General features: G+C 66.7%; 17 protein-coding genes. 7 read left to right on the top strand and 10 right to left on the bottom strand.

Going from position 1 to position 20,076, the window contains the following annotated elements; all coding sequences use genetic code 11:
• Positions 1-3 precede the first annotated feature (3 nt).
• A complete protein-coding gene (locus tag IP92_RS14910; protein ID WP_145876229.1) occupies positions 4-1,173 on the top strand; it encodes a glycosyltransferase in 1,170 nt (389 codons plus the stop codon).
• Between the two features lie 609 nt (positions 1,174-1,782).
• Here the strand turns inward: IP92_RS14910 and IP92_RS14905 are convergent.
• The 4 genes from IP92_RS14905 to IP92_RS14890 form a co-directional block, all read right to left on the bottom strand.
• On the bottom strand, positions 1,783-2,541 hold the full coding sequence (locus tag IP92_RS14905) for a class I SAM-dependent methyltransferase (RefSeq protein WP_145876228.1): 759 nt from the start codon (positions 2,539-2,541) through the stop codon (positions 1,783-1,785).
• Positions 2,542-2,548: 7 nt separating this feature from the next.
• A complete protein-coding gene (locus tag IP92_RS14900; RefSeq protein ID WP_145876226.1) occupies positions 2,549-3,322 on the bottom strand; it encodes an XrtA-associated tyrosine autokinase in 774 nt (257 codons plus the stop codon).
• A 12-nt stretch (positions 3,323-3,334) separates the two neighbouring features.
• On the bottom strand, positions 3,335-4,864 hold the full coding sequence (locus tag IP92_RS14895; protein ID WP_145876224.1) for an XrtA system polysaccharide chain length determinant: 1,530 nt from the start codon (positions 4,862-4,864) through the stop codon (positions 3,335-3,337).
• Between the two features lie 156 nt (positions 4,865-5,020).
• Positions 5,021-5,965 carry an EDSAP-1 family PEP-CTERM protein gene (locus IP92_RS14890; RefSeq protein ID WP_145876222.1) on the bottom strand — a complete coding sequence of 315 codons (945 nt, stop codon included), beginning with the start codon at positions 5,963-5,965 and terminating at the stop codon, positions 5,021-5,023.
• A 223-nt stretch (positions 5,966-6,188) separates the two neighbouring features.
• On the opposite strand from IP92_RS14890, the gene IP92_RS14885 reads away from it, so the two are divergent.
• Both IP92_RS14885 and IP92_RS14880 read left to right on the top strand, forming a co-directional pair.
• Positions 6,189-6,932, top strand: a complete 744-nt coding sequence (locus tag IP92_RS14885) for an N-acyl amino acid synthase FeeM domain-containing protein (protein ID WP_145876219.1) — start codon at positions 6,189-6,191, stop codon at positions 6,930-6,932.
• A gap of 1 nt (position 6,933) precedes the next feature.
• Positions 6,934-8,556 carry an FAD-binding oxidoreductase gene (locus IP92_RS14880; RefSeq protein WP_145876217.1) on the top strand — a complete coding sequence of 541 codons (1,623 nt, stop codon included), beginning with the start codon at positions 6,934-6,936 and terminating at the stop codon, positions 8,554-8,556.
• 241 nt (positions 8,557-8,797) lie between these two features.
• On the opposite strand, the gene prsT is transcribed toward IP92_RS14880, so the two are convergent.
• The 6 genes from prsT to IP92_RS14850 form a co-directional block, all read right to left on the bottom strand.
• Positions 8,798-11,545, bottom strand: coding sequence for an XrtA/PEP-CTERM system TPR-repeat protein PrsT (prsT, locus tag IP92_RS14875; RefSeq protein WP_229418796.1), 2,748 nt, complete (start codon positions 11,543-11,545; stop codon positions 8,798-8,800).
• A gap of 150 nt (positions 11,546-11,695) precedes the next feature.
• Entirely contained in the window at positions 11,696-12,343 is a 648-nt protein-coding gene (locus IP92_RS14870; RefSeq protein WP_229418795.1) for a response regulator transcription factor, read from the bottom strand.
• Between the two features lie 199 nt (positions 12,344-12,542).
• Positions 12,543-13,025, bottom strand: coding sequence for an SEL1-like repeat protein (locus tag IP92_RS30215; protein WP_199271873.1), 483 nt, complete (start codon positions 13,023-13,025; stop codon positions 12,543-12,545).
• 227 nt (positions 13,026-13,252) lie between these two features.
• Positions 13,253-13,654, bottom strand: coding sequence for an Hpt domain-containing protein (locus IP92_RS14860; protein ID WP_145876215.1), 402 nt, complete (start codon positions 13,652-13,654; stop codon positions 13,253-13,255).
• Positions 13,655-13,663: 9 nt separating this feature from the next.
• Positions 13,664-14,938: an alpha/beta hydrolase gene (locus IP92_RS14855; protein WP_229418794.1), complete on the bottom strand. Its 1,275-nt coding sequence runs from the start codon at positions 14,936-14,938 to the stop codon at positions 13,664-13,666.
• A gap of 60 nt (positions 14,939-14,998) precedes the next feature.
• Positions 14,999-17,176, bottom strand: a complete 2,178-nt coding sequence (locus tag IP92_RS14850) for a TonB-dependent receptor (protein ID WP_145876213.1) — start codon at positions 17,174-17,176, stop codon at positions 14,999-15,001.
• Between the two features lie 123 nt (positions 17,177-17,299).
• Here IP92_RS14850 and IP92_RS14845 point away from each other — a divergent pair, with 123 nt between their 5' ends.
• The 4 genes from IP92_RS14845 to IP92_RS14835 all read left to right on the top strand — a co-directional run bounded on the left by IP92_RS14845 (position 17,300) and on the right by IP92_RS14835 (position 20,063).
• Positions 17,300-18,469, top strand: coding sequence for a PepSY-associated TM helix domain-containing protein (locus tag IP92_RS14845; RefSeq protein WP_145876211.1), 1,170 nt, complete (start codon positions 17,300-17,302; stop codon positions 18,467-18,469).
• A complete protein-coding gene (locus tag IP92_RS30210; protein ID WP_199271872.1) occupies positions 18,466-18,642 on the top strand; it encodes a hypothetical protein in 177 nt (58 codons plus the stop codon). Before IP92_RS14845 ends, IP92_RS30210 begins: the two co-directional genes overlap by 4 nt.
• A 152-nt stretch (positions 18,643-18,794) precedes the next feature.
• Complete coding sequence (locus tag IP92_RS14840; RefSeq protein ID WP_158206643.1) at positions 18,795-19,319, top strand: chemotaxis protein CheD; 525 nt, start codon at positions 18,795-18,797, stop codon at positions 19,317-19,319.
• 27 nt (positions 19,320-19,346) lie between these two features.
• Positions 19,347-20,063 (top strand): SDR family NAD(P)-dependent oxidoreductase, encoded by a 717-nt coding sequence (locus IP92_RS14835; RefSeq protein WP_145876207.1) that lies wholly within the window; start codon positions 19,347-19,349, stop codon positions 20,061-20,063.
• Positions 20,064-20,076 lie beyond the last annotated feature (13 nt).

Below are 20,076 nucleotides of genomic sequence, written 5' to 3'. Positions count from 1 at the left end.
GCCATGCGTGTAGGCATATTGTCATATCCGATGCTGTTCCAGCGCGAAGGGGGCCTGCAAGTGCAGGTCCGCGAGACGATCGCCGCGCTGAACCGGCTGGGCGCCGACGAGGCCCATCCCCTGCAGGCGCAGCTCGTGGACCCGAACCGCCAGCGGCTCGACGACTTCGACCTGATCCACGTCTTCTCGGCGATTAACGGCAACTACCGCCTGGTCGAAGCCGCCAGCGAAATGGGCGTACCCGTTGTGCTGTCGCCACTGCTGTCACCCGGCTGGGATCGTTCGTCGGGCTTCCGTGCACGCGTGGCGGACCGGCTTGCCGGACGGTTGACGGCTTGGAACGTCCAGACGAGCTATGCGCAGACAAAACGGGCGCTGCAACTTGCCCGGCTGGTCATCGCGCTGGGTGAGGCCGAGCGGGACGCGATCATTTCCGGCTTTCTCACCGATCCCGCGAAGATCCGGGTGTTCCCGAACGGGATCAGCCGCCACTTCTTCACCTCCAAGCCTGAATTGTTCCGGCATCGCACGGGGATCACGGGTCCTTTCGTGCTGATGGCCGGCGCCATCAATCCTTACAAGAACCAGCTCGGCCTGGTGCAGGCGCTGGCCGGTCTGGACTTGCCGATCGTGCTGATCGGCCGGGTGGCGCGGCAGGACCAGGTGTACCTGGAAACGGTAATGCGGTCGCCATGGGTCAGGTGGCTGGGCGAACTGCGTCACGACGACCCGTTGCTGGCCAGCGCATTTTGTGCCGCTTCCGTTGTCGCGTTGCCCAGCCATGGCGAAGTGTTCCCGCTGGCCGTCCTGGAGGCGCTGGCCGCTGGCACCCCGGTCGTCATGACGGACGAGAACGCGCTGGACTTGCGCGAAAGCGCTTTTGCCTTGCGCAAGGTGCCGTGGCACGACGCCGCAGCACAGCGCGAAGCGATCCAGGCCTTTGTTGCGGAGCCACCGGAGCGCGAAGCGGTTCGTTCGCTGGTAGAGGAATACACGTGGCAGCGCGTCGCGTCGGAGATCGCCAACTGCTACTTTGAACTCGACGCGCAACTGCGCAGTGAGCGCAGCCAGGCGCAGACGCTCGCCGTCCCTGCCGCCAAGGCCGCCGATGCCGAGGCACTTGACGCCACGGTCGTGACGGCGGCGCCGGAGCCCGAGCGGACGCTGTCCTGAGTGTAGTGTTGTGCGGCGTCGCGATGCGGGCACGACGTCCGTGTTGCGACGTGCCGGGCGACGGGCCAGGCCTCTGCCGATCGTCGTTGTTTTTGCTCTGCCAGCGTTTCCTCCGCCAGCGTTTCCCGCCGCTTTCCCCCTGCGCTCGACCCAATAGTTCCTGCGCGCATCCGCTCCGGATTCGGCTGGGCTTTCTGCGAGCTCCGCGCTCCCATTTTTCCATGCTCAGCCGGCGTCCGCCGTGCTGTAGGTTTGCCTTACCGACATCAAGCCCGCGGCCGCGTTGTTCGCGGTGAACGCGCACGGTCAATGTGGAGCGATTCCTGCCGGCGCTGCGCTACGGGCCGCGGTACCGAGCCTTCAGTCAGGTCGCGAGCTGCCCGTTCGAGGACCTTGGGATCCATGCGCAACGAGGGGCAGCGAAAGGATTGAGCGGAACGGATGGCCTGGCCAAGGCCTGAGAAGTGTGGCCGGGCGCAGGCGTGGGGGATCAGCAGGCGTAGTGAGGAGCAGGCGTGGCTGGGGTAGCAGGCGCGGGAGCCGGATCCAGCCCTGGGGTCATGCACAGCGCGATAAGCGTCGCGTGGCGCGCCGGAGGTTGCTGCGCGGTCAGGCCCGTGGGCGGTAGCGCAGGACGGCAGCGCCTTTTTCACAGGCGAGCGGGCGCTGTTCGATCTCGGGGTACTCGTCGGCCCAGCGGCGCAGGATCTGCTGCTCGTCGGGACGCCGCGCATCGTCGAGGAAGATCGCCGCGCCAGGGGCCAGGCGGCCGAACAACGCCGGGCCGGCCGGGTAACGGGCCAAGGCGCGTGTCGCTTGCGGCGGCCCATCGATGACGAGCATGTCGATTTCGCCGGCGGCCGGCAAGCCGGTAGTGGAATACCACGGCCACGTGGCGCCGCCGAAATCCTGTGCCGTCAGCGGCGCATCCAGCACGACCGCCCAGTCGGACAGCCCGTGGCGCGCCAGTTGCTGGCGCGTCTGGCGGGCGAAGATCGGATCGTGTTCCAGGCTGTACACCTTGCCGGCGCCGTTGATCTGCATGCAGCGCGCCAGGACCAGCGTCGACGTGCCGCTGCTGCATTCGACGACGAACCGCGGTCGCTCGGCCTGCGCATGGCGCGTCAGCTCCAGCAGGAAATCCGGCGACGCGGCCCAGCCGCGCGTGTCGGGCAGGCTGTGCGTGAGGCCGAGGTCCGTGTACAGACCTTGCAGCGCTTCCAGCTGGCGGAACAGCCCCGCGTTATCGCGATGGGTCTGGTCGCGGACGTCGTGCAGCATCAGGTGAATCAGCCGGACCTTGTGCAGCGTGTAGGCGCACAACAGCAGGACCGCGCCGATGAACAGGAAGGACGTGAGTGGAAACATGGCATGCCTAGTCGTAGTAATCGTAGTGGTCGTTGCCCGTGAACGACTGGATCTTGTTGTAGATCAGGTTGACATGCCGGCACGATTCGATCTGGCGCAGGGCCTCGCGCACCGCGCTGTGCGTCGTGCGCTCCGCCTCGACGACCATGACGACCTGCCCCATTTGCGCCGCGAGCACGGACGCCTCGGACGTGATCAGCAACGGTGGCGAATCAAAGATGACGATCCGGTCGGGATAGCGGGTGGCGATGTCGTCCAGCAGCCGCGACATGCCACGGCTGGCCAGCAATTCCGTCGCGTGCTTGTTGCGCCGGCCGGCCGGCAGCAGGCTCAATGCCGGAACGTTCGTCTTCAGGATGACGTCGGAAAGATCGAGGTCGTCGTCGAGCAGCACGTCCATCAGGCCGGCCCGCGCCTCGAGCCCCAGCACGTTGAGCAGCGATGGCCGGGCGACATCCGCGTCGACCAGCAACACGGTGGTGTCGCGCTCCATCGCCATGCTCATCGCCAGGTTGATCGCGCAAAAGGTTTTGCCCTCGCCCGGCAAGGCACTCGTCACGACGATCAGGTTGCCATGCCGGATCGGCGGGCCATCGGCGCCCCGTGCGCTGCGCAGCAGGGGACGCTTGATGATGCGGAAATCCTCGGCGACGCCCGTGCGTCCACCGTCGTGGGTGACCATGCCCAGCTGTTGCAGGCGGGTCAGGTTGATGTCGGCGTACCGGCCCTCAGGGCCGGCCAGTTGCGGCTCCAGGCGGGGGCCGTCCGTGAATGGGATCATCGCGGGCTCCCGCTACGAGTAAATGAAGGTCAGGGCCATCACCCCGCCGTACGATGCGAACAGGCAGGCGACGCCTGCGCCGAACCCGATTTGCGCGCGGCGCCGTTTCTTGCGCTGCGGCTCCGTCCACGTCATCGCCACCGCACCCAGCACGCGCAGCCCCGTCGCGTCGCGTAGTTCCGCCGGACTCAGATAGGTCGGGCGTACCTGGCTGACCAGCAGCGCCGTGGCCGCACCGGCGACCAGGGCAACGCCCAGTACGATGCTGTACAACATCAGCCGGTTCGGGCCGATCGGGCGCAGCGGCATCGTCGGCGGGTCGATGATCTTGAAGCTCATCATGTCGCTGGTGGTGGTGAGGTCGCCCGACAGTTTTGCCGCCTCGCGCCGGCCGATCAGCTTCTCGTAGTTTTCCTTGTTGATCTGGTAGTCGCGCGTCAACTGGGCGAGCTGCGACTCGACTTCCGGCACAGCCTTGCTTTGTTCGAGCAGCCCGTCGTGCCGCTGCTGCATCTCGGCAACGCGTGCCTTGATCGATGCGACGCGCGCATCCGCCTCCGCCAGCGCCACCTTGAGCTGCTGCAGCATCGGGCTGTAGTTCTTGCCGGGATCGGCCGGCGCGACGTGATTCTTCGCATCCTGCACCTTGCGCTCTTCGAGCAAGGCGATCAGGCGCCGGGTCGAGATGATGTCGGGGTGTGCCTCGGTATATTGCAGCAGCAGTGCGTCGAGCGACTTGTTCAGCGCGGCGATGCGCCCGTCGATCTCGGGATTGTCGATCGACGCGGGATTCGGTTCGCCATCGAGTACCGGCACGTCGCCCTGGATCTGGGCGTTGATCGCGTTACGTGCCTGCTCGGCCTCGACCAGCTCCAGCTTCGCATTGTTCAGCGCATCGGAGGACATCAGCAACTGCGCGCCGTAGTCGATGCCCTGGCGCGGCAGCAGGAAATTGTGCTTCAGCTTGAACTCCTTGACGGAATTCTCGGCCGCCAGCAGCTTGTCCTCGTAGGCGCGAATCTGGTCGTCGATGAATTGCACGGCCTTCTCGGACTCGCCCCTCTTGCCCTTGAAACTGCCTTCGACGAAGATCGTCAGCAGCGATTGCACGACGTCGCGCACCTGGCGGGGATTGCTGTTGTTGTAGCTGATCGTGTAGATGTCGTAGGTGCTGGTGCCGCCGATGCGGATCTTCTGCATCAGCTCATCGACCTGCTTCTCGTGGTCGCGCGGCGTTTTCGCGCTGATGTCCATGTCCACCATGCGGATCACGCGCTCGACGTTGGGGCGGGACAGGAGCGTGCGGCTCATGATCGCGACCTGCTGTTCCACGTTCGGCACGGACGTCATGCCCGACAACAGCGGCTTCAGGATGCTCTGCGTGTCGACGAACACCCGGGCCGTCGTCTGGTAGTCGTCCGGCAGCATGAAGACCCTTGCCCAGCCGGCCGTCGCCACGAGCCACGTGACGATGACCGCGCACCAGCGGTATTTCCAGATGCCCTTCAACCCGGATTGCAGCTGGGCGATGATTTCTTCCATAACCAGTCTCTCCGAGTGAAACCTAGTCCGTCCGATTATATGGCTGGGGTCGCGCGCCTCGCGGCGTACCTGCCCGGTCATTGAGTCGCATCAAAAACGGCGTACCGTCAAGACTTCCGACGGTACGCCCGTAAGTGACGAGGGGGATGCGGCGTATCAGGTACGGCGCCGGCGGCTGACGAACGACATGCCCAGGAGGCCACCGGCGATGATCGCCAGCGTTGCCGGTTCCGGCACTTCCTGCTGCAGCGCGTTGGCAAGCGTGTTGTGCTGGATCGTGATCTGGTACGTCGTGCCGGCGGTCAGCAGCGGGGTCGTGGCCAGGAACGAATATACGGTGCCAGCGGCGTTGTACTCCAGCAGGCCGGTGTCGCCGTTGGTGCGGCTGACGGCCGACAACGCATTCAGCTCGTCAGGCGCGAAGGTAAACACCGAGGTGCCGGTGGTCAGGTTGACGATGTTGATGCTCCACGACAGCCGCGCATTCGCGTTCGACGTTTCGCCGGCTCCCGGCGATACGAAGGCCGCGGAGTAGGGGGTCGCATCGAACGACACCGTCATCGAGTCGGCTGCGCCCAATGTGAACTCGAACGTCGTCGACGTGCCGACATCGGAGTTGCCCGAGGCGACCTGGATATTCTGCGAGGTCGACGCATCGGCGCGGGTCTGCGCGTGCGCGCCGGCGGGGCCGCCGTTGATGGAGATCGACGAGCCGACGAGGCGCTGGTCGGCGTAGCCGAAGTTACCCGGCACCGGCGGCGGCGCGCCGAAGCGCGTGAAGTTGTTTTCGCCGACCGGCGGGCACGGTGCGCCCACGCATTGCTGCGGCACGTCGGGCTGGATGCCCGACAGGATCGGACGGGAGTCGGCGGCGGCCGCGAAGACACCGTTCAGCGACGCCGTGGCGTGGGCATCGTTGGTGCCGGTCAGCGTCGCGAAGTCGGCGGTCGAGTACACGGCGCCACTTGCATGCAGCAGGCGGAAGTTGTTGATGTCCAGGATCGCCGACGCAAAGGTGTCAGCGCGGGCGCTGCTCATCGCTCCGATACCGAGAGTCGCGGCGGCTGCCGTGACCAGAAGACCCTTTCTGATGATGTTCATGGCGTGCTACTCCTTGATAAGTGGTTACGGCCGCAGGGGTGTGCCGACGAACACTACTCAGCAGCATTCGTGCCACTTTCGATGGGTACGCAGAATCAATCACTTAGGGTGCGGAACTGGCGCGGATGGACAAACTTGAAAAAAAGTCCGACGGTGTGCGGAACTCCAGGCTCCGACAGCGGTCTGAAGAGCATCCACTCTTTCATCACCACCGGGAGCAGACGTGCAACACGACGACACCATCATATCCTTCGAAGCCGCGGCCAAACTGCGCGACCTGGTCATCCGCGAGCAGGACGCCAGTGCGACCCATACCCATCCCATCGACATGCAGGTGTTTCATATCCGGATGGCCAGCACCGCCGGCCGCAGGGAAGCGGCAAGCCTGCTGTTGCGCAAAATGTACGGCTGGCGGGGGTATGACGTCGAAGCGGGCACCGAGCACGCCCCGAACCGTATCACGCTGTACGCGGAGACCCAGGGGGCGACCGTCGGTACCATGTCGTTGTGCCTGGACGATCCGGAACTGGGCCTGCCGGCCGACGATAACTTCCGCGACAAGCTCGACGTGCTGCGCGCGGAGGGCCGGCGGCTGTGCGAACCGTCGCGCCTCGCGATCGACAAGGACGTGACGAAACGCGTGTTCGCGGCGCTGATTCACATCTCGTACATTTACGCGCACAACATCCACGGCTTTTCCGACTACGTGATCGAGGTCAATCCACGCCACGTGATGTTCTACAAGCGGATGCTGGGGTTCCGCGACTTCGGGGGCGAGCGCCCGTGCACGCGGGTCGGCGCGCCGGCCGTGCTGCTGCGGCTCGAGCTGGATTACATGGGTGAACAGATCCGCAAGTTCGGCGGCCAGATGGAGCACGCGCCGGGCGAGCGTTCGTTCTATCCATACTTCTTCCCGCTGCGCGACGAGCCGGGTATCACCACGCGTCTGATCCAGGGGCGCGACTGAAATGGCCGGCGCGACCGAGGCGCTGGCGTTGTGGCGCGCGCTGCTGGGGCCCGAGCGCGTACTGACGGACGACGCGACGCTGGCGCGCTATGCGGCCAGCACGTCGTCGTGGAGCACGCGGCCATGCGCCATCCTGCGTCCGCGCAGCACTGCTGAAGTGGCGCAGGTGGCGCGGCTCGCCACCGCGCACCGGGTGCCGCTGTATCCGATCAGCGCGGGCCGCAACTGGGGGTATGGCGATGCCTGCGCGCTGACGGACGGCCATGCGATCGTCGACCTGTCCGGGATGAACCGCATCCTCGAAGTGGATGCGACGCTGGCGTACGTGGTCATCGAACCCGGCGTCACGCAGCGGCAGTTGTCGCGTCATCTGATCGAGCACGACCTGCCGCTGTGGATGGATTGCACGGGCGCGGGGCCGGACACGAGCCTGATGGGGAACATCCTCGAACGGGGCTTCGGCCATTCGCCTTACGGCAACCGCTTCCAGAACGTGGCCAGCATGGAGCTGGTGCTGGCGGACGGAGAGGTGGTGCACACGGGCTTCGGCCACTACGCGTCGTCGGTGAACCGGCGCGTGTATCCGTATGGCGTCGGGCCGTATGTCGACGGATTGTTCACGCAGTCGAACATGGGCATCGTCACGAGCCTCGGCCTGTGGCTGATGCCGAAGACGGAGGCGTTGAATCACTTCCTGTGCATGGTCGACGAGCATGCGCGGATCGCTCCCGTGATCGACGCATTGCGCCCGCTGCGGCTGGACGGCACGTTGCGCAGCATTCTCCACATCGGCAACGACCTGCGCATCATTTCGGGCGGTACGACATACCCGCGCGAACTCGCCGGCGGCAAGGTACCGCTGCCGGACGCGGTACGCGCACAGCTGCGCGCGGCCGCCGGCGTGGGCGCATGGGCGGTGTCGGGGGCCCTGTACGGCAGCAACGCGCAGGTGGCCGCTGCGCGCCGCGCGCTGCGCAAGGCGCTGGCGCCGACGGCGGCGCGAGTACAGTTTCTCGATGAGCGCAAGCTCGATCTGGCGGAGCGGATGGCGCGCATGCTTGGTGCCACGGGGCCCGGCCGGCGCCTCGCGGCGAAAGTGGCGCTGGGCCGCTCGCTGTTCGAGATGAACCGCGGCATTCCGAATGGCCGCTTCCTCGCCGGAGCCTATTGGCGCCGGCGCGGCGGCCTGCCGCCGGGGTTTCCGGCCGACGCCAACCCGGCGCTGGACAACTGCGGCATGCTGTGGGTGTCGCCTGTGCTGCCGATGCGCGGCGCGGACCTGCTGCGCGTGCATGCGCTGGCCGAACCGATCTTCCGTACGCACGGCTTCGACCTGTTCGTCACGTTCAGCATGATCAACGAGCGCGCGCTGGGCGGTGTGCTGACGATCGCCTACGACAAGGAAGACCCGGCGGAAACGGAGCGTGCACGTTTGTGCTACCGCCAGGTCTTCGAGACGATGATGGGAGCGGGCTATATTCCGTACCGGGTGGGATTGCAGTCGATGGCCGACCTGGACGACGGCAACGACTCCTATTGGCGCATGGTCGGGCGGATCAAACGGGCCCTGGACCCGGCCAACGTGATCGCGCCCGGACGGTACTCACAGCGTGCGCCGGAGTGATGGGCACGCGCCGCTGTACGGCCGGTCCGCCTGGACGCCATGAGCATACCGGCGGTTCGCCGGCAGCCATGGCGTCGCCCGTCCTGCAGCGCAACCAATGGGGGAGGGCACGGTGCGGGCCAGTGATCGTGGCTGGGCGCAGCGCAGCCCATCGTGGGCCGGGTGGGCGCCGGGAGCGCGCCGGGAGGGCCGTCGCACCCGCCCGCCGCGCCGTTTGCGGTAGCGGGCGCGGCGCCGCATGTCACATCTGCGCCATCAGTGCGCGCACCTCGGCCTGCCCTTTGAAGTCGGGCATCGCCAGGAGTTGCTCGCACTGACCCCGTGCGCCCTTGCGGTCGCCCGCCTTGAGCAGCGCCTGCGCCAGGTGCAGCCGGATGTCGCCGGCGGACGGGGCCTGTTCGACGGCCTTCTTCAGCAAGGGCACGGCGCGCGCCGTATTGCCTTTGTCGAGCAGGATCGCCGCCAGCGTGTCGGCGACCGCCGGATTCTTCGGCGCCAGCTGGTACGCCTTCTCGGCGAAACCGAGCGCACGGCCATCCTTCAGCTGCAGCAGCGACCACGCGAGGTCGTTCAGCGCGATCACATTGTCCGGCGCGCGCTGGACGATCAGCTCGTATTGCGCGCTGGCGCTCCTGAAATCGCCGCCCGCCAGCAGCGCGCTGGCGTAGTAGATGCGGGTCGGCTGGTCCGCCGGATACTTGTCGAGCCATTGCCGGATCGCGGCGGCGGCTTCGTTTTGCTGGCCCGCTGCCAGCAGGGCGCGGTGCCGCGCGATCACGAGCGGGCCGGACGGTGCCAGTTCGAACGCGCGCTCATAACGCTGCAGCGCCTCGCGATGCTTCTGCTGGGCCATCAGCACATCGCCCTCGAGCTTGAAGCCGACCGGCGAGTCCGGCTGCCGGCTCTGCACACCTTGCGCCAGGGTGGCCGCTTCGAACAGCGCTTTTTTCTCGATCAGCAAGCTGTTTTGCAGCAGCAGCGCGTCGACGTTTGCCGGTTCGGCCGTCACGGCCCGGCGCGCCGCGTGCAACGCGTCGTCGAGCCGGTTTGCCTGCAGATACAGGCCGGCGACCCGCAGCTGTGCGGCTGCCGACTTCGGTTGCAGGCCCGCCAGGCGCTCGTAGCTTTCGATTGCCGCGTCGTTCTGGCCGTTGTCCGCCTGCGCCTGGGCGAGCAGCGCAAGCGCTTCCGGATTTTCCGTGTCCGTCGCCTGCAGCTTCTGCGCGAGCGTCAGCGCCTTCTGCTTGTCGCCGGCCCGCAGGTAATACGCGGCCAGCAACTGGGCTGGCGCCGTCGCGTTGGGGTTCTCCCTGGTTGCCTGTTCCAGCCACTGGGCGGCTTGCGCGGTACGGCCCAGGCGTGTTTCCAGGCGGGCGAGGGCGGTCATCACCGCGACGTTCTTCTTGTCGCGGGCCAGCGCCTGTTCATAGCGCTTGCGCGCCTCCTCCGGCTTTTTCTCGACGATGTCGAGCTGCGCCAGGTTGTCCAGCGCCGGCAGGTACAGCGGATCGAGTTCGAGCGCCTTCAGGAAGCCGGCCCGGGCGCCGTCGACGTCGCTGCGCGCCAGCAGTACGCCGCCGCGCAGGTTCTGCAGCATCGGATTGTCGCCGCTGCGGATCATCGCGTCGACCGCTTCGAGCGCCTTGTCGAACTGCTTGCCGCGCAGTTGCGTCAGTACGAGCAGCACGCCGGCCCGGCCGCCGGCGGGGCCGCCCTGGCTCGCATGCTCGAGTTCCGCGATCGCCCGCGGATTCTCGCCCAGCCCCAGCCGGCTGATGCCGTGCGCGAGGCGCAGTTCCGACGCTTCCGGCTTCAGTTCGCTGGCCTTTTCGAAATACGCCGCGGCCTTGTCGAAGTGCCGCGCGCGCATCTCCGTTTCACCGGCCAGCGCCAGCAATTCGACGTCGTCGGGCGTCTCCTTCATCAGTGGGCGGACCAGTTTCAATGCCTCTTCCGGCTGACCATTGCGCAGCGCGACGGTGGCCAGCAGCTTGGTGGCGTAGGCGTTGCCGGGATTAGCCTGCAGGAACCGCGTCAGGTTTTGTTCCGCCTCCGTGTAGGAGCCCATCGCCAACTGGACGGCGCCCGTCAGCAGCACGCTTGGCATATGGTCCGGCACGGCACGCAAGACCTGCTGCAATTGCTCCAGTGACGTCTTGAAATTCCCTTCGCGGAAGTCGAGCAAGGCTTGCGAATACAAGATCAGCAAGCTGTTCGGTTGGGACTTACGGGCCAGCTTGATCTGCTCCCGTGCATCCTTGAACTGGCCTGCTTCGATGTCGAGGTTGGCCAGGTCGACGCGCGCCTGTACGTTGTCCGGCTTCATGCTGAGGATGCGTTCGTACGTGGTGCGCGCCGCCGTGCGATCGTTGCGAGCCCGCTGCAGATCGCCCTTCAGGCGCAGCGCATCCACGCTGTCCGGGTTTTGCGCGGCCGCCTGCTCGACGAGCTGGTTGGCCTGGTCCGTGTGATTGGCCGCCAGCGCCACCTTGGCCAGGCCGAGTGTGGCCTCGGCCAGCCCGGGCTTGCGCTGCAGTGCCTGCTGGAACTGCGCCTTCGCCTCGTCGCGCCGGTCCAGGCCCAGCAGTGCCTGGCCGCGCAATGCCATCGTCACCGCATTGGCCGGATCGTCCGGAATCTCGTTCAGCAAGCGTTCGTACTGTCCCTGCAGCAGCAAGGCCTTGCCCAGTGCGGGCAGCACATCCCCGGCCGGCGTGCCCAGGTCACGGGCGCGCCGCAGCTCCTTTTCCGCGGACAGCATGTCGCCGCTCTCGATGTACAGCTGGCCTAGCATCAAGCGGGCCGGCGCATGGTCCGGCTGCTGCTGGACGACGTTCTTCAGCTGGATGATCGCGGCCTTCGCATCCCCTTGGGCGCGGTAGCGGCGCGCGTCGGCGATCAGGTCGTCGGTGGCCTGGGGCCGGTGGCAGGCACCCAGCGCCAACAGCAGTGGCAGGGCGGACAGGGCGGTAAGTAGGCGTTTCGACATGGCGGTCTCCAGTGCGGGCTGAACTGCCAGCGTAGGAAATCGCAGGGCGGGCTCGTTGATCGCCCTCAACAATGACCATTGTCGAGCTGGGGAAGTGCGCTTGCCGTCGGACCGCGCTCAGTCGCGCACTTCCCCGGGGAATGGCAAACCTTACTGTAACGTCGGGGCCTTTTGCTGGCGTTCGGCGCGCAGCGCGGGCCCGCCGATCAACCCGCGCTGGGCGGCGACGACGACGGCGTGGGTACGGGCCGTCGCGTCGAGCTTGCTCATCAAGCCTTTCACATGGGTCTTCACCGTGCCGACGCCAATGCCAAGCTCGCGGGCGATCGACTTGTTGCAGCAGCCTTTCGCCAGCAACTGCAGCACGTCCGTCTCGCGCCCCGTCAGCGTCTCGCGGCTCAGGCTGTCCGCGACGCAGCGCGTCACGGCCTCGGCCAGGTAGCGCATGCCCTGGCTCAGCTGTTGCACGGCCTTGTGCAATTCGTCCGCGCTGCAGCCCTGCAGCAAATAGCCGTGGACGCCGCTGTCCATTGCCGTGCGCACCTGCCATTCCTTGTCCAGTTGCGTGACGATCAGGATGCGTGGGCCGGGGCCGTGGCGGTCCTGGGCCAGCTGGCGTGCCAGCGCGATGCCGGCATCGTAGTCGGCCACGATGACCCGGGCGTGTGCCTGGCCCTGGGGTTGGCGTTCCCGCGTCGTCAGATAAAAACCGCCGCGCTCGGCGAGCAGGGCATGCAGCCCGGCCGTCATGACGGCATCGGCATGCATGATGTGGACGGAAGGCTGGTTCGCTTGCATGTCGTTCTCCTGTTCCGCAACAGCGCCATGCTGTTGCTTCTCATGCATTCATGATGGAACTGCAAGAGCACAATGGCAAGTTAAGTGATGTTAAAAGCGTTAACGTGAGCGGAACGCGGCCAACCTTGAAGCTAAGCGGACGACAAAAACGGCAGCGGCGGCACCGGGCCGCCGCGCAGGGTCAATGACGAAGGGAGAATTACTTCAGCTGGCTGCTGGCCGCAAGCCAGCGGGCGGCTTCTTCGCTGCCGTCCTTGGCCAGCGCGGCAAGCCGCAGCGCCGCCTTCGGATGCTGGTGACCGGCGGCCTGGGCGTACAGCGGCCAGGCCTTGTCGGGCTCGCCCTTGTCCGTCGCGTGGTACATCTCGGCAAGCTGGAACGCCGACTCGGCGTCGCCGGCACGGGCTGCCTCCTCGAACAGGCGCATGGCTTCCTGCCGCATCGGAGCCTTGTTCTGGTACAGCATGCCCAATTCCCGTTTCGCGACAACGGAACCCTGTTCGGCCCACTCGCGCAAGCGGCGCTCGGCGGCGACGCCGCCGTGTTCGTTGAGGCGTTGGGCGACCGCTTCGATGACGGGCGCCGGAGGCACCACGTCCTCCTTGGCCTGGCAGGCTATCAAGGCGCCTACCATGACGAGAACCGACGACAACAGGACGCCGGACTTATTGAATAATTCCATGTTCTTCTTCTTGCCTTATTCAAGCCTGCACAGCTCGGATGAAAGGGTGGCAATGATACCAGTTCGTGCACAATTTCCCTAAAGAAAATGGTGCGCCGCAATGCATCCGGTGTCGGCGTGCGGTTCAAACGCGCCAGATCGTTATCGATCTTAACATGTTGACTTTGCGGAAAGGCAGGAGAAGTTCAGCGGTGCGGGTAACAATTGTAACGATTCGTTAGTACGGTTCAGGCGCGATCGCTCGCGCGGCCGGCATGCTGGTCGAGCCAGGCGCCGGCATGTTCCATCACGAGGCGCAGCTCGCTCTCGGCCGCCGTGAACAGCAGCGGGATCTCGATGACCTTGCCCTCGGTGAGCGCCAGTTCAAGCGCAAGGCAGGCACCGACGAAGCGGCTGGCGCCCAGTTCGCTGACTTCGTTGCGCAGATTGTGCAGGATGCGGCGCGCCTCCATGAAGCGTGCTTGCTGGACGGCTTCGCCGGCCATGTTCAACGGGTCGATGCCGTTGCCGATCACTTCGCGTACGCGCCGTATCACTTTCGCGACCGCACGGGCGTCGTTGCCCATCTCCTCGACTAGCTCGTCGACACAGAAAATTGTTTCATCCGAGGCACTTGCATAGGCCGTCATGTGGCTCTCCTACTCGTTGAAGGTCCAGTAGCGTCCGCCGGGACCGTCCACGGCATGCAGGCCGGGGCGCTGTCCGGCCCGCAACTGCTGGCTGATCAGGTAATGCATGTCCGCCAGCGTCGAACGGCCCTGCGCGTAGTACGAATGGCCGATGAAACTGGTATCGACCTTGCTCGCATCGATCGTCTCCACTCCGGGCACCACGACGAGCCCCGCGCCGCTGTCGCCGGCCCGGGCATGGCCATGCATCCGCTGCGACACCTGCAGCGCGCTGTCTTCGGACGATGCGTACAGCGTCACCGGATTGCCCGCCGTGGACAGGGCCGGCGCGATATCGTGCCGGAACACGTCGGCATCGATGTCCGGCGCTGTCAGGATGATCTCGCGCAGCCTCCCGGCAAGGTCGGGCCGGTCGGCAATGATCGCGGCGGCAGCCCGGACCAGTGCCCGGTTGCCCATGCCGTGGCCCAGCAGGTAGACATGCTCGGCCTGCGTCTGCTCCAGGAAGTCCGTCAGGAACTCCGTCAGTTGGGACTGTGCCCACTCGATATTGGTTTCATCGATCATGTAGCCGGATAGCCGGCCCTGCGACGGCCAGCTGTAGAACACGGGTACGCCAGTGAACTGCAGGTCGTAGGCGATCTGCCCGGTACGCCGCGCGGCATCCTCGAAGCTGACGCGGTAGCCATGCACGAACAGCAGTGCCGCCTGTGTGGCACCGCGGCCGACGCGGTCGGCAACCGTGGGAAAGAACTGCTCGCGGGTTGCCGTCTCGATGCGCAGCAGCACGACGTGGCGGTCCGGGTCGGGCCGGAACTGCAGGCGCAACACGGAAGGGGATTCCAGCGCACCGACCCGGTGGTCGCGCGGGATGCCGACTTCGCAGCTGCCGTAGCTGAGCGGGCCGCGGGCGGCGCCGAACAGCCGGGCCGGGTGGCGGTCGCCCGTCTGCTGGCGATCGGTGGCAAAGAACACCTGCATGACGACGTGGTTCGGTTCGCCCGCTTGCGCCTGCGCCGGGTGCAGCGGCCGGCGCCGTTCGGTCTCTTCGATCAGGTTGCGGGCGGCGGCGCGCAGGTAGCGGTCGCCGGCGAGGCCCGCCGCCGCCAGCGCATCCGACACCGCGAACTGGCGCGACAGCGAGCCCGGGTCTTCCTCGAGGTCGGCGATGGCTTCATCGACACGCGGCGACCTGCCCGCCAGGCGGGCCTTCAGCATCTGGTAGGCGGCGTTGGTGCCGCCGTCGGCGATCGCCGCGGTCAATGCGGTGGTGATGACGTCCATGCGGGCTTGCTCCGGGCTGCGGTAGGACGTATCTCACCACAGCCCGCAATGCAAGTCCAGTCAGAAGTCAAGCGTGCCGGACAATGCGAACGTGCGCGGCGCGCCTTGCACCAGGTAGCCGGCACCGGATGCGCCGCCGGCCGATGCCCAGTAGCTGCGGTCGAATACATTGTCGATGCGGGCGCGCAGCGTCACGGAGTGTTCGCCCAGACGGGTGATGTAGCGCACGCCCGCGTCCGTGCGGGTCCACGACGGCACCTGCTGCAGGTTCGCGCCATCCAGGTATTGCTTGGAGGTGTAGGTGACGCGGCCATTCAACGCGAGGCCGGCCACGCCCGGCACGTCCCAGTCGGCGTTCAGGTTCAGCTGGGTGTCAGGGACGCCCAGCGCGTCGTTGCCGTCGAAGGTACCGCCCGCGGTGCGGCGCTGCTTCGCGTCGAGGAAGGTCACGCCGCCCAGCAGGCGCAGGCCGCGCAGCGGCTGGCCGAACACGTTCAGTTCGACGCCGCGGTTGCGCGATTCGCCGTTCAGGCCGTAGACCTGATTCACCACGTAGGCCTGCGGCACCGCCGTCGAGAACAGCGCGGCCGTGATGCCCACCTTGCCGGCGTCGTACTTGGCGCCGATCTCGCGCTGGCGCGACACCGTCGGCGGGAACATCGCGCCCTGGTTCAGCACGCCGGTACCCGACGCGACCTTACCCTGCTGCAGCGCCTCGATATAGTTCGCGTACAGCGACAGCTCGCGCAGCGGCTTGAACACGATCGCGGCGACCGGCGTATTGCGGCTCTTGTCGTAGGCCGCGTTCTGGATGCCCGTGTCGTAGTTGTAGTTGAACGTCTTGATGCGCTGGTGGCGCAAGCCCACGGTGGCGAGCACGGTGTCGTCCGCGAACGACAGCGTATCGGCGATCGCATAGCTGGACAGGATCGCCTTCGTCGTCGTCAGCGGCGCATCGAGACGGCCGCCGATGACCACCGTGGCGGCCGGTGCCGGCGCATCGACCGGCGTGTAAATGTTCGTCGCCAACGCGCCGGACAGGCTCGTCGCATAGGCGTTGCGCGAATCGCTGTGGAAGCCCGTCGCGCTGGCGCTGATGCTGTGGCCGACGGCACCGGTGCGCAGCTTGGTGCGGACACCGATCTCGCCGGTACGCACGGTGTCCTTGCGCTCGTTATCGAAGCGGTAGGTCGTGGCGGCGCCGTCGGCCGATATCACCGTCGGCGTGCCCAGCGTGTTCGATTCGCGACCGGAACGGGCACCGAAGGCGGCCCAGGCTACCGTGTCCTTCGCCAGGTCGAGTTCGCCGCGCAACGTGCCGAACGTGTCGCGTTCGTTCGAATGCGTCCATGGCTGTGCGTAGTTGCTGTCGCTGTCCGGCGCCGCGGGGACGGCAACGCCGGCCTTCACGTTGACGCTCGGGCGGGCGGCGGTCAGTTTGTGGTCCTGGTAGCCGGCGTCGGCCGACAGGCGATAATTGCCGCCGTTCCAGTCGAACCCTACCGAGGCCAGCGACAGCTCGCGCTGTTCGCGGTCGATGACCGTGTCGCCGTCGCGCCGCACCGCGTTGACGCGGATGCCGGCGCGGTTGTCAGGGCCGAAGCGGCGGCCGATGTCCGCCGCCGCGTATTTCTGGCCGCCCGATTCGAAGCCGGCCGTGAACGACGTCAGCGGATCGTTGCCCGCGCGTTTCGGCAGCAGGTTGATCGACCCGCCGATGCCGCCACCGCCCGGCGCCGCGCCGTTCAGGAACGCGCTGGCGCCGCGGAACACCTCGACCCGCTCAAGCAGTTCGGTGGCCACGTACTGGCGCGGCAGGATGCCGTACAGGCCGTTGTACGCGAGATCGTCCGAATTGGCGGCGAAGCCGCGGATCATGTACATCTCCTGGTAGTTGCCGAAGCCGCGCGTCACCCGCACGCCGGCATCGTTCTGCAGTACGTCGGCGACGCTGTGCGTCTGCTGGTCCTGCAACAGCTGCTGGGTGTAAGCCGTGCCGTTGAACGGCGTATCCATCATGTCGACGTTGCCCAGCAGGCCGATGCGGCCGCCGCGCGCCACCTGGCCGCCGGAGTAGGCTTTCGTCAAGCCCTGCGCGGAAGCGTCGGCGGACGCGGTGACGACAACGGTCTGCATCGTCTGCTCGGTGGCGGCGGTTTCCTGGGCGTGGGCGGCGCCGGCGGCGAACAGTGCGGCGGCGCAGGCGAGGGGAGTGAGGGTAAAGACGGGTTTGGACATGGCAGTGTTGTAATGATGTTCAGTAATGAATGAGTTTTATTATTGTAGCCGTTCATCGCTCTATGGTAAATGAGAATGGTTTGCATTATCATCCTCATATCGCCAATCCGACCGATCAATACAATGACTCCTGTCGCCATCCGCCGTTGGGCCTGGATCCATAAATGGAGCAGCCTCGTCTGCACCGTCTTCATGCTGCTGCTGTGCGTTACCGGCCTGCCGCTGATCTACCACCACGAGATCGGCCATCTGCTGGGCAACGAGGTGGAAGCGAAAGCGCTGCCGGCCGATACGCCGAAGGCCAACCTCGACAAGATCGTGGCCGCCGGCATGGCCGCCTATCCCGGCAAGAAGATGATGTACATGTCGCAGGAGGCGGACGAACCGAACATCTGGAACCTGACGCTGGGCGACCACGGCACTGACGAGAACTACAAGGCGATCGCCGTCGACGCCCGCACCGCCGAGGTGCTGCCGACCCCGCAATTCGAAGGCAGCTTCATGTCCGTGATGTTCCACCTGCACGTGGACCTGTATGCCGGCCTGTGGGGCAAGCTGTTCCTTGGCCTGATGGGCTTGCTGCTGCTGGTTGCGATCGTCTCCGGCGTCGTGCTGTACGCGCCATTCATGCGCAAGCTCGACTTCGGCACGGTGCGCCGCGAGCGCACCAAGCGCACCAAGTGGCTTGACCTGCACAACCTGCTGGGCATCGTGACGTTGACGTGGGCCTTCGTCGTCGGCGCGACGGGCATGATCAACACATGGGCAGACCTGATGCTGAAGTACTGGCAATCGACGGAGCTGGCCGAGATGCTGGCGCCGTACCGCAACGCGCCGCCGATCGCGACATTCGGCTCGATGGAAGAGGCCGTGCGCCAGGCCCGCGCCGCCGAGCCGGGCATGAAGATCGGCTTCATCGCCTTCCCCGGCACGCCGTATTCCAGCGAACACCACTATGGCGTGTTCATGAACGGCAACCAGCCGTTCACGTCGCGCCTGTACAAGCCGGTGCTGATCGACGCGCAGACGGCCAGGGTGACCGATAGTCGCGAGCTGCCGTGGTATCTGACGGCACTGCTGGTGTCGCAACCGCTGCACTTCGGCGACTACGGCGGTCCCGTCATGCAGTTCCTGTGGGCGGCGCTGGACGTGATCACGATCTTCGTGCTCGGCAGCGGCCTGTACCTGTGGCTCAAGCGCGGCGTGACGGTGCCGGCGCGTGCCGCCAGCGAGCAGGAAGCCGTTGCGGAAGTGGCCGGCATGCCCGCGCTGGCGCAGGGAGAACCGCGATGAGCCCGGCCTTCCTGCGGCTGTGGGGCGTGCCGATCCTGCTCGGCATCCTGACGACGATCGGCCTGCTCGCCGCGCTGCTGGGCGACGGCGTATGGGACGCCGTTTCCGGCGTCACGCTGGCGATCCCCGTGCTGCTGGCGATCTGGCACAGCCTGCGCAAGCAGGGCCGCTGACGGCGGCACCCGACAGTTCCTGGGACTGTTGGGTAAACGCCATTTACAGATCTATTTCCTGCGTGCATCATAGCGGGGCTGACCCAATCAATGTCCGGCAACCAGTCTTGCGGCGCCGTCGCCGCCTTTGCTTTCATTGCCATTGGGTCCCCATGCCGAATTCCCTAGTCCTCACGCCGCCTGCCGGCACCGCACCGAACCTCGCCGCTGCCGACGTCACCCACGTGTGGGCGGGCGCGCTCGCGGTCGGCAGCGGCAATATGGTGTTGACGGCGCTGCTGGGCTCCTGTGTCGGCATCGGCATCCTGTGGCGCCGCAAGAAGCGCTGCGCGCTGGCGCACTGCCTGCTGGCGGAAGCACCGCCGGACGACACGGGCCTCGACCTGCGCTACGTCAGCAACGCGCTGCCTGCGCTGCTGCGCGGGCTCGGCGCCCGCGAGGAAGACTACGCCGAGCTCGAAGTGATCGCGGCCGGCGGCGCCAGCCTGTTCGAACGGGTGCAGTTCCCGCTGCGCGTCGGCGAGCGCAACATCGCCGCGCTGGAGCGCGCCGTGCAGGCGCTTGGCCTGCGGGTCGTCCATCAATTCCTCGGCGGCAGCCACGGCTCCCGCATCACGCTGCACTGCGCCACGCAGACCTACGACACGCGCCGTATCGGCCCCGACGCGGCACGGTAAAATTCCCGCTTTTGCGCGGGAGGACACATGAAAGCCATCGTCACCGGACACAGCCGTGGCCTCGGCGCCGGCATCGCACGTGCGTTGTTGGCCGGCGGCGCCGAAGTGATGGGCCTCGCGCGCCACGCCGGCGACGCGCAGCCGGGCTTGCGTCAGGTCGCGTTGGACCTGGCCGACGCGACCGCGCTGCAGGCGTGGCTGGATGGTGGCGAGCTGGCCGCGTTCCTGGGCGGCGCTCAGCAGGCGCTGCTCATCAACAACGCCGGGGTTGTGCAGCCGGTCGGTGCACCCGGGAGGCTGGGTGGCGCGCAGCTGGCGCAGGCGGTGGCCGTCAACGTATCCGCGGTGCTCGTGCTGACCGACGCCTTTGTCGCCGCGACGGGCACGTGCCCCGATCGCCGCGTGCTGCACGTCTCGAGCGGCGCCGCTCGCGCCCCCTATGCCGGCTGGAGCACGTATTGCGCGACTAAGGCGGCGCTGGACATGCACGCGCGCGCCACCGTGCTCGATGGTGTGCCGGGGCTGGCGATCGCCAGCGTCGCGCCGGGCGTCATCGACACGGGCATGCAGGCGCAGATCCGGGCGATGTCGGCGCGGGACTTCCCGTCGATCGAGCGGTTCGTCGCGTTGCAGCGCGACGGCGCGCTGGACGACCCGTTCGCCGCGGGCGCGCGGCTGGTTGCTTATGCGCTGTCCGGCGCGTTCGGCCGAGAACCGGTGACGGACTTGCGCCAGCTGCGCTGAACGCCCGCTTGCC

Origin of the sequence: Pseudoduganella flava (genome assembly GCF_007830495.1) — a bacterium.
GTDB classification, from domain to species: Bacteria; Pseudomonadota; Gammaproteobacteria; order Burkholderiales; family Burkholderiaceae_D; genus Rugamonas; species Rugamonas flava.
The sequence above is the reverse complement of the archived record's forward strand: the minus strand, read 5'-3'. Positions and strand labels throughout refer to the sequence as shown.

What these genes read in the sequence shown, in the direction of transcription:
- IP92_RS14910 (WP_145876229.1), top strand. Translation starts at nt 4, where the DNA reads ATGCGTGTAGGCATATTGTCATATCCGATGCTGTTCCAGCGCGAAGGG.
- IP92_RS14905 (WP_145876228.1), bottom strand. Translation starts at nt 2,541, where the DNA reads ATGTTTCCACTCACGTCCTTCCTGTTCATCGGCGCGGTCCTGCTGTTG.
- IP92_RS14900 (WP_145876226.1), bottom strand. Translation starts at nt 3,322, where the DNA reads ATGATCCCATTCACGGACGGCCCCCGCCTGGAGCCGCAACTGGCCGGC.
- IP92_RS14895 (WP_145876224.1), bottom strand. Translation starts at nt 4,864, where the DNA reads ATGGAAGAAATCATCGCCCAGCTGCAATCCGGGTTGAAGGGCATCTGG.
- IP92_RS14890 (WP_145876222.1), bottom strand. Translation starts at nt 5,965, where the DNA reads ATGAACATCATCAGAAAGGGTCTTCTGGTCACGGCAGCCGCCGCGACT.
- IP92_RS14880 (WP_145876217.1), top strand. Translation starts at nt 6,934, where the DNA reads ATGGCCGGCGCGACCGAGGCGCTGGCGTTGTGGCGCGCGCTGCTGGGG.
- prsT (WP_229418796.1), bottom strand. Translation starts at nt 11,545, where the DNA reads ATGTCGAAACGCCTACTTACCGCCCTGTCCGCCCTGCCACTGCTGTTG.
- IP92_RS14870 (WP_229418795.1), bottom strand. Translation starts at nt 12,343, where the DNA reads ATGCAAGCGAACCAGCCTTCCGTCCACATCATGCATGCCGATGCCGTC.
- IP92_RS30215 (WP_199271873.1), bottom strand. Translation starts at nt 13,025, where the DNA reads ATGGAATTATTCAATAAGTCCGGCGTCCTGTTGTCGTCGGTTCTCGTC.
- IP92_RS14860 (WP_145876215.1), bottom strand. Translation starts at nt 13,654, where the DNA reads ATGACGGCCTATGCAAGTGCCTCGGATGAAACAATTTTCTGTGTCGAC.
- IP92_RS14855 (WP_229418794.1), bottom strand. Translation starts at nt 14,938, where the DNA reads ATGGACGTCATCACCACCGCATTGACCGCGGCGATCGCCGACGGCGGC.
- IP92_RS14850 (WP_145876213.1), bottom strand. Translation starts at nt 17,176, where the DNA reads ATGTCCAAACCCGTCTTTACCCTCACTCCCCTCGCCTGCGCCGCCGCA.
- IP92_RS14845 (WP_145876211.1), top strand. Translation starts at nt 17,300, where the DNA reads ATGACTCCTGTCGCCATCCGCCGTTGGGCCTGGATCCATAAATGGAGC.
- IP92_RS30210 (WP_199271872.1), top strand. Translation starts at nt 18,466, where the DNA reads ATGAGCCCGGCCTTCCTGCGGCTGTGGGGCGTGCCGATCCTGCTCGGC.
- IP92_RS14840 (WP_158206643.1), top strand. Translation starts at nt 18,795, where the DNA reads ATGCCGAATTCCCTAGTCCTCACGCCGCCTGCCGGCACCGCACCGAAC.
- IP92_RS14835 (WP_145876207.1), top strand. Translation starts at nt 19,347, where the DNA reads ATGAAAGCCATCGTCACCGGACACAGCCGTGGCCTCGGCGCCGGCATC.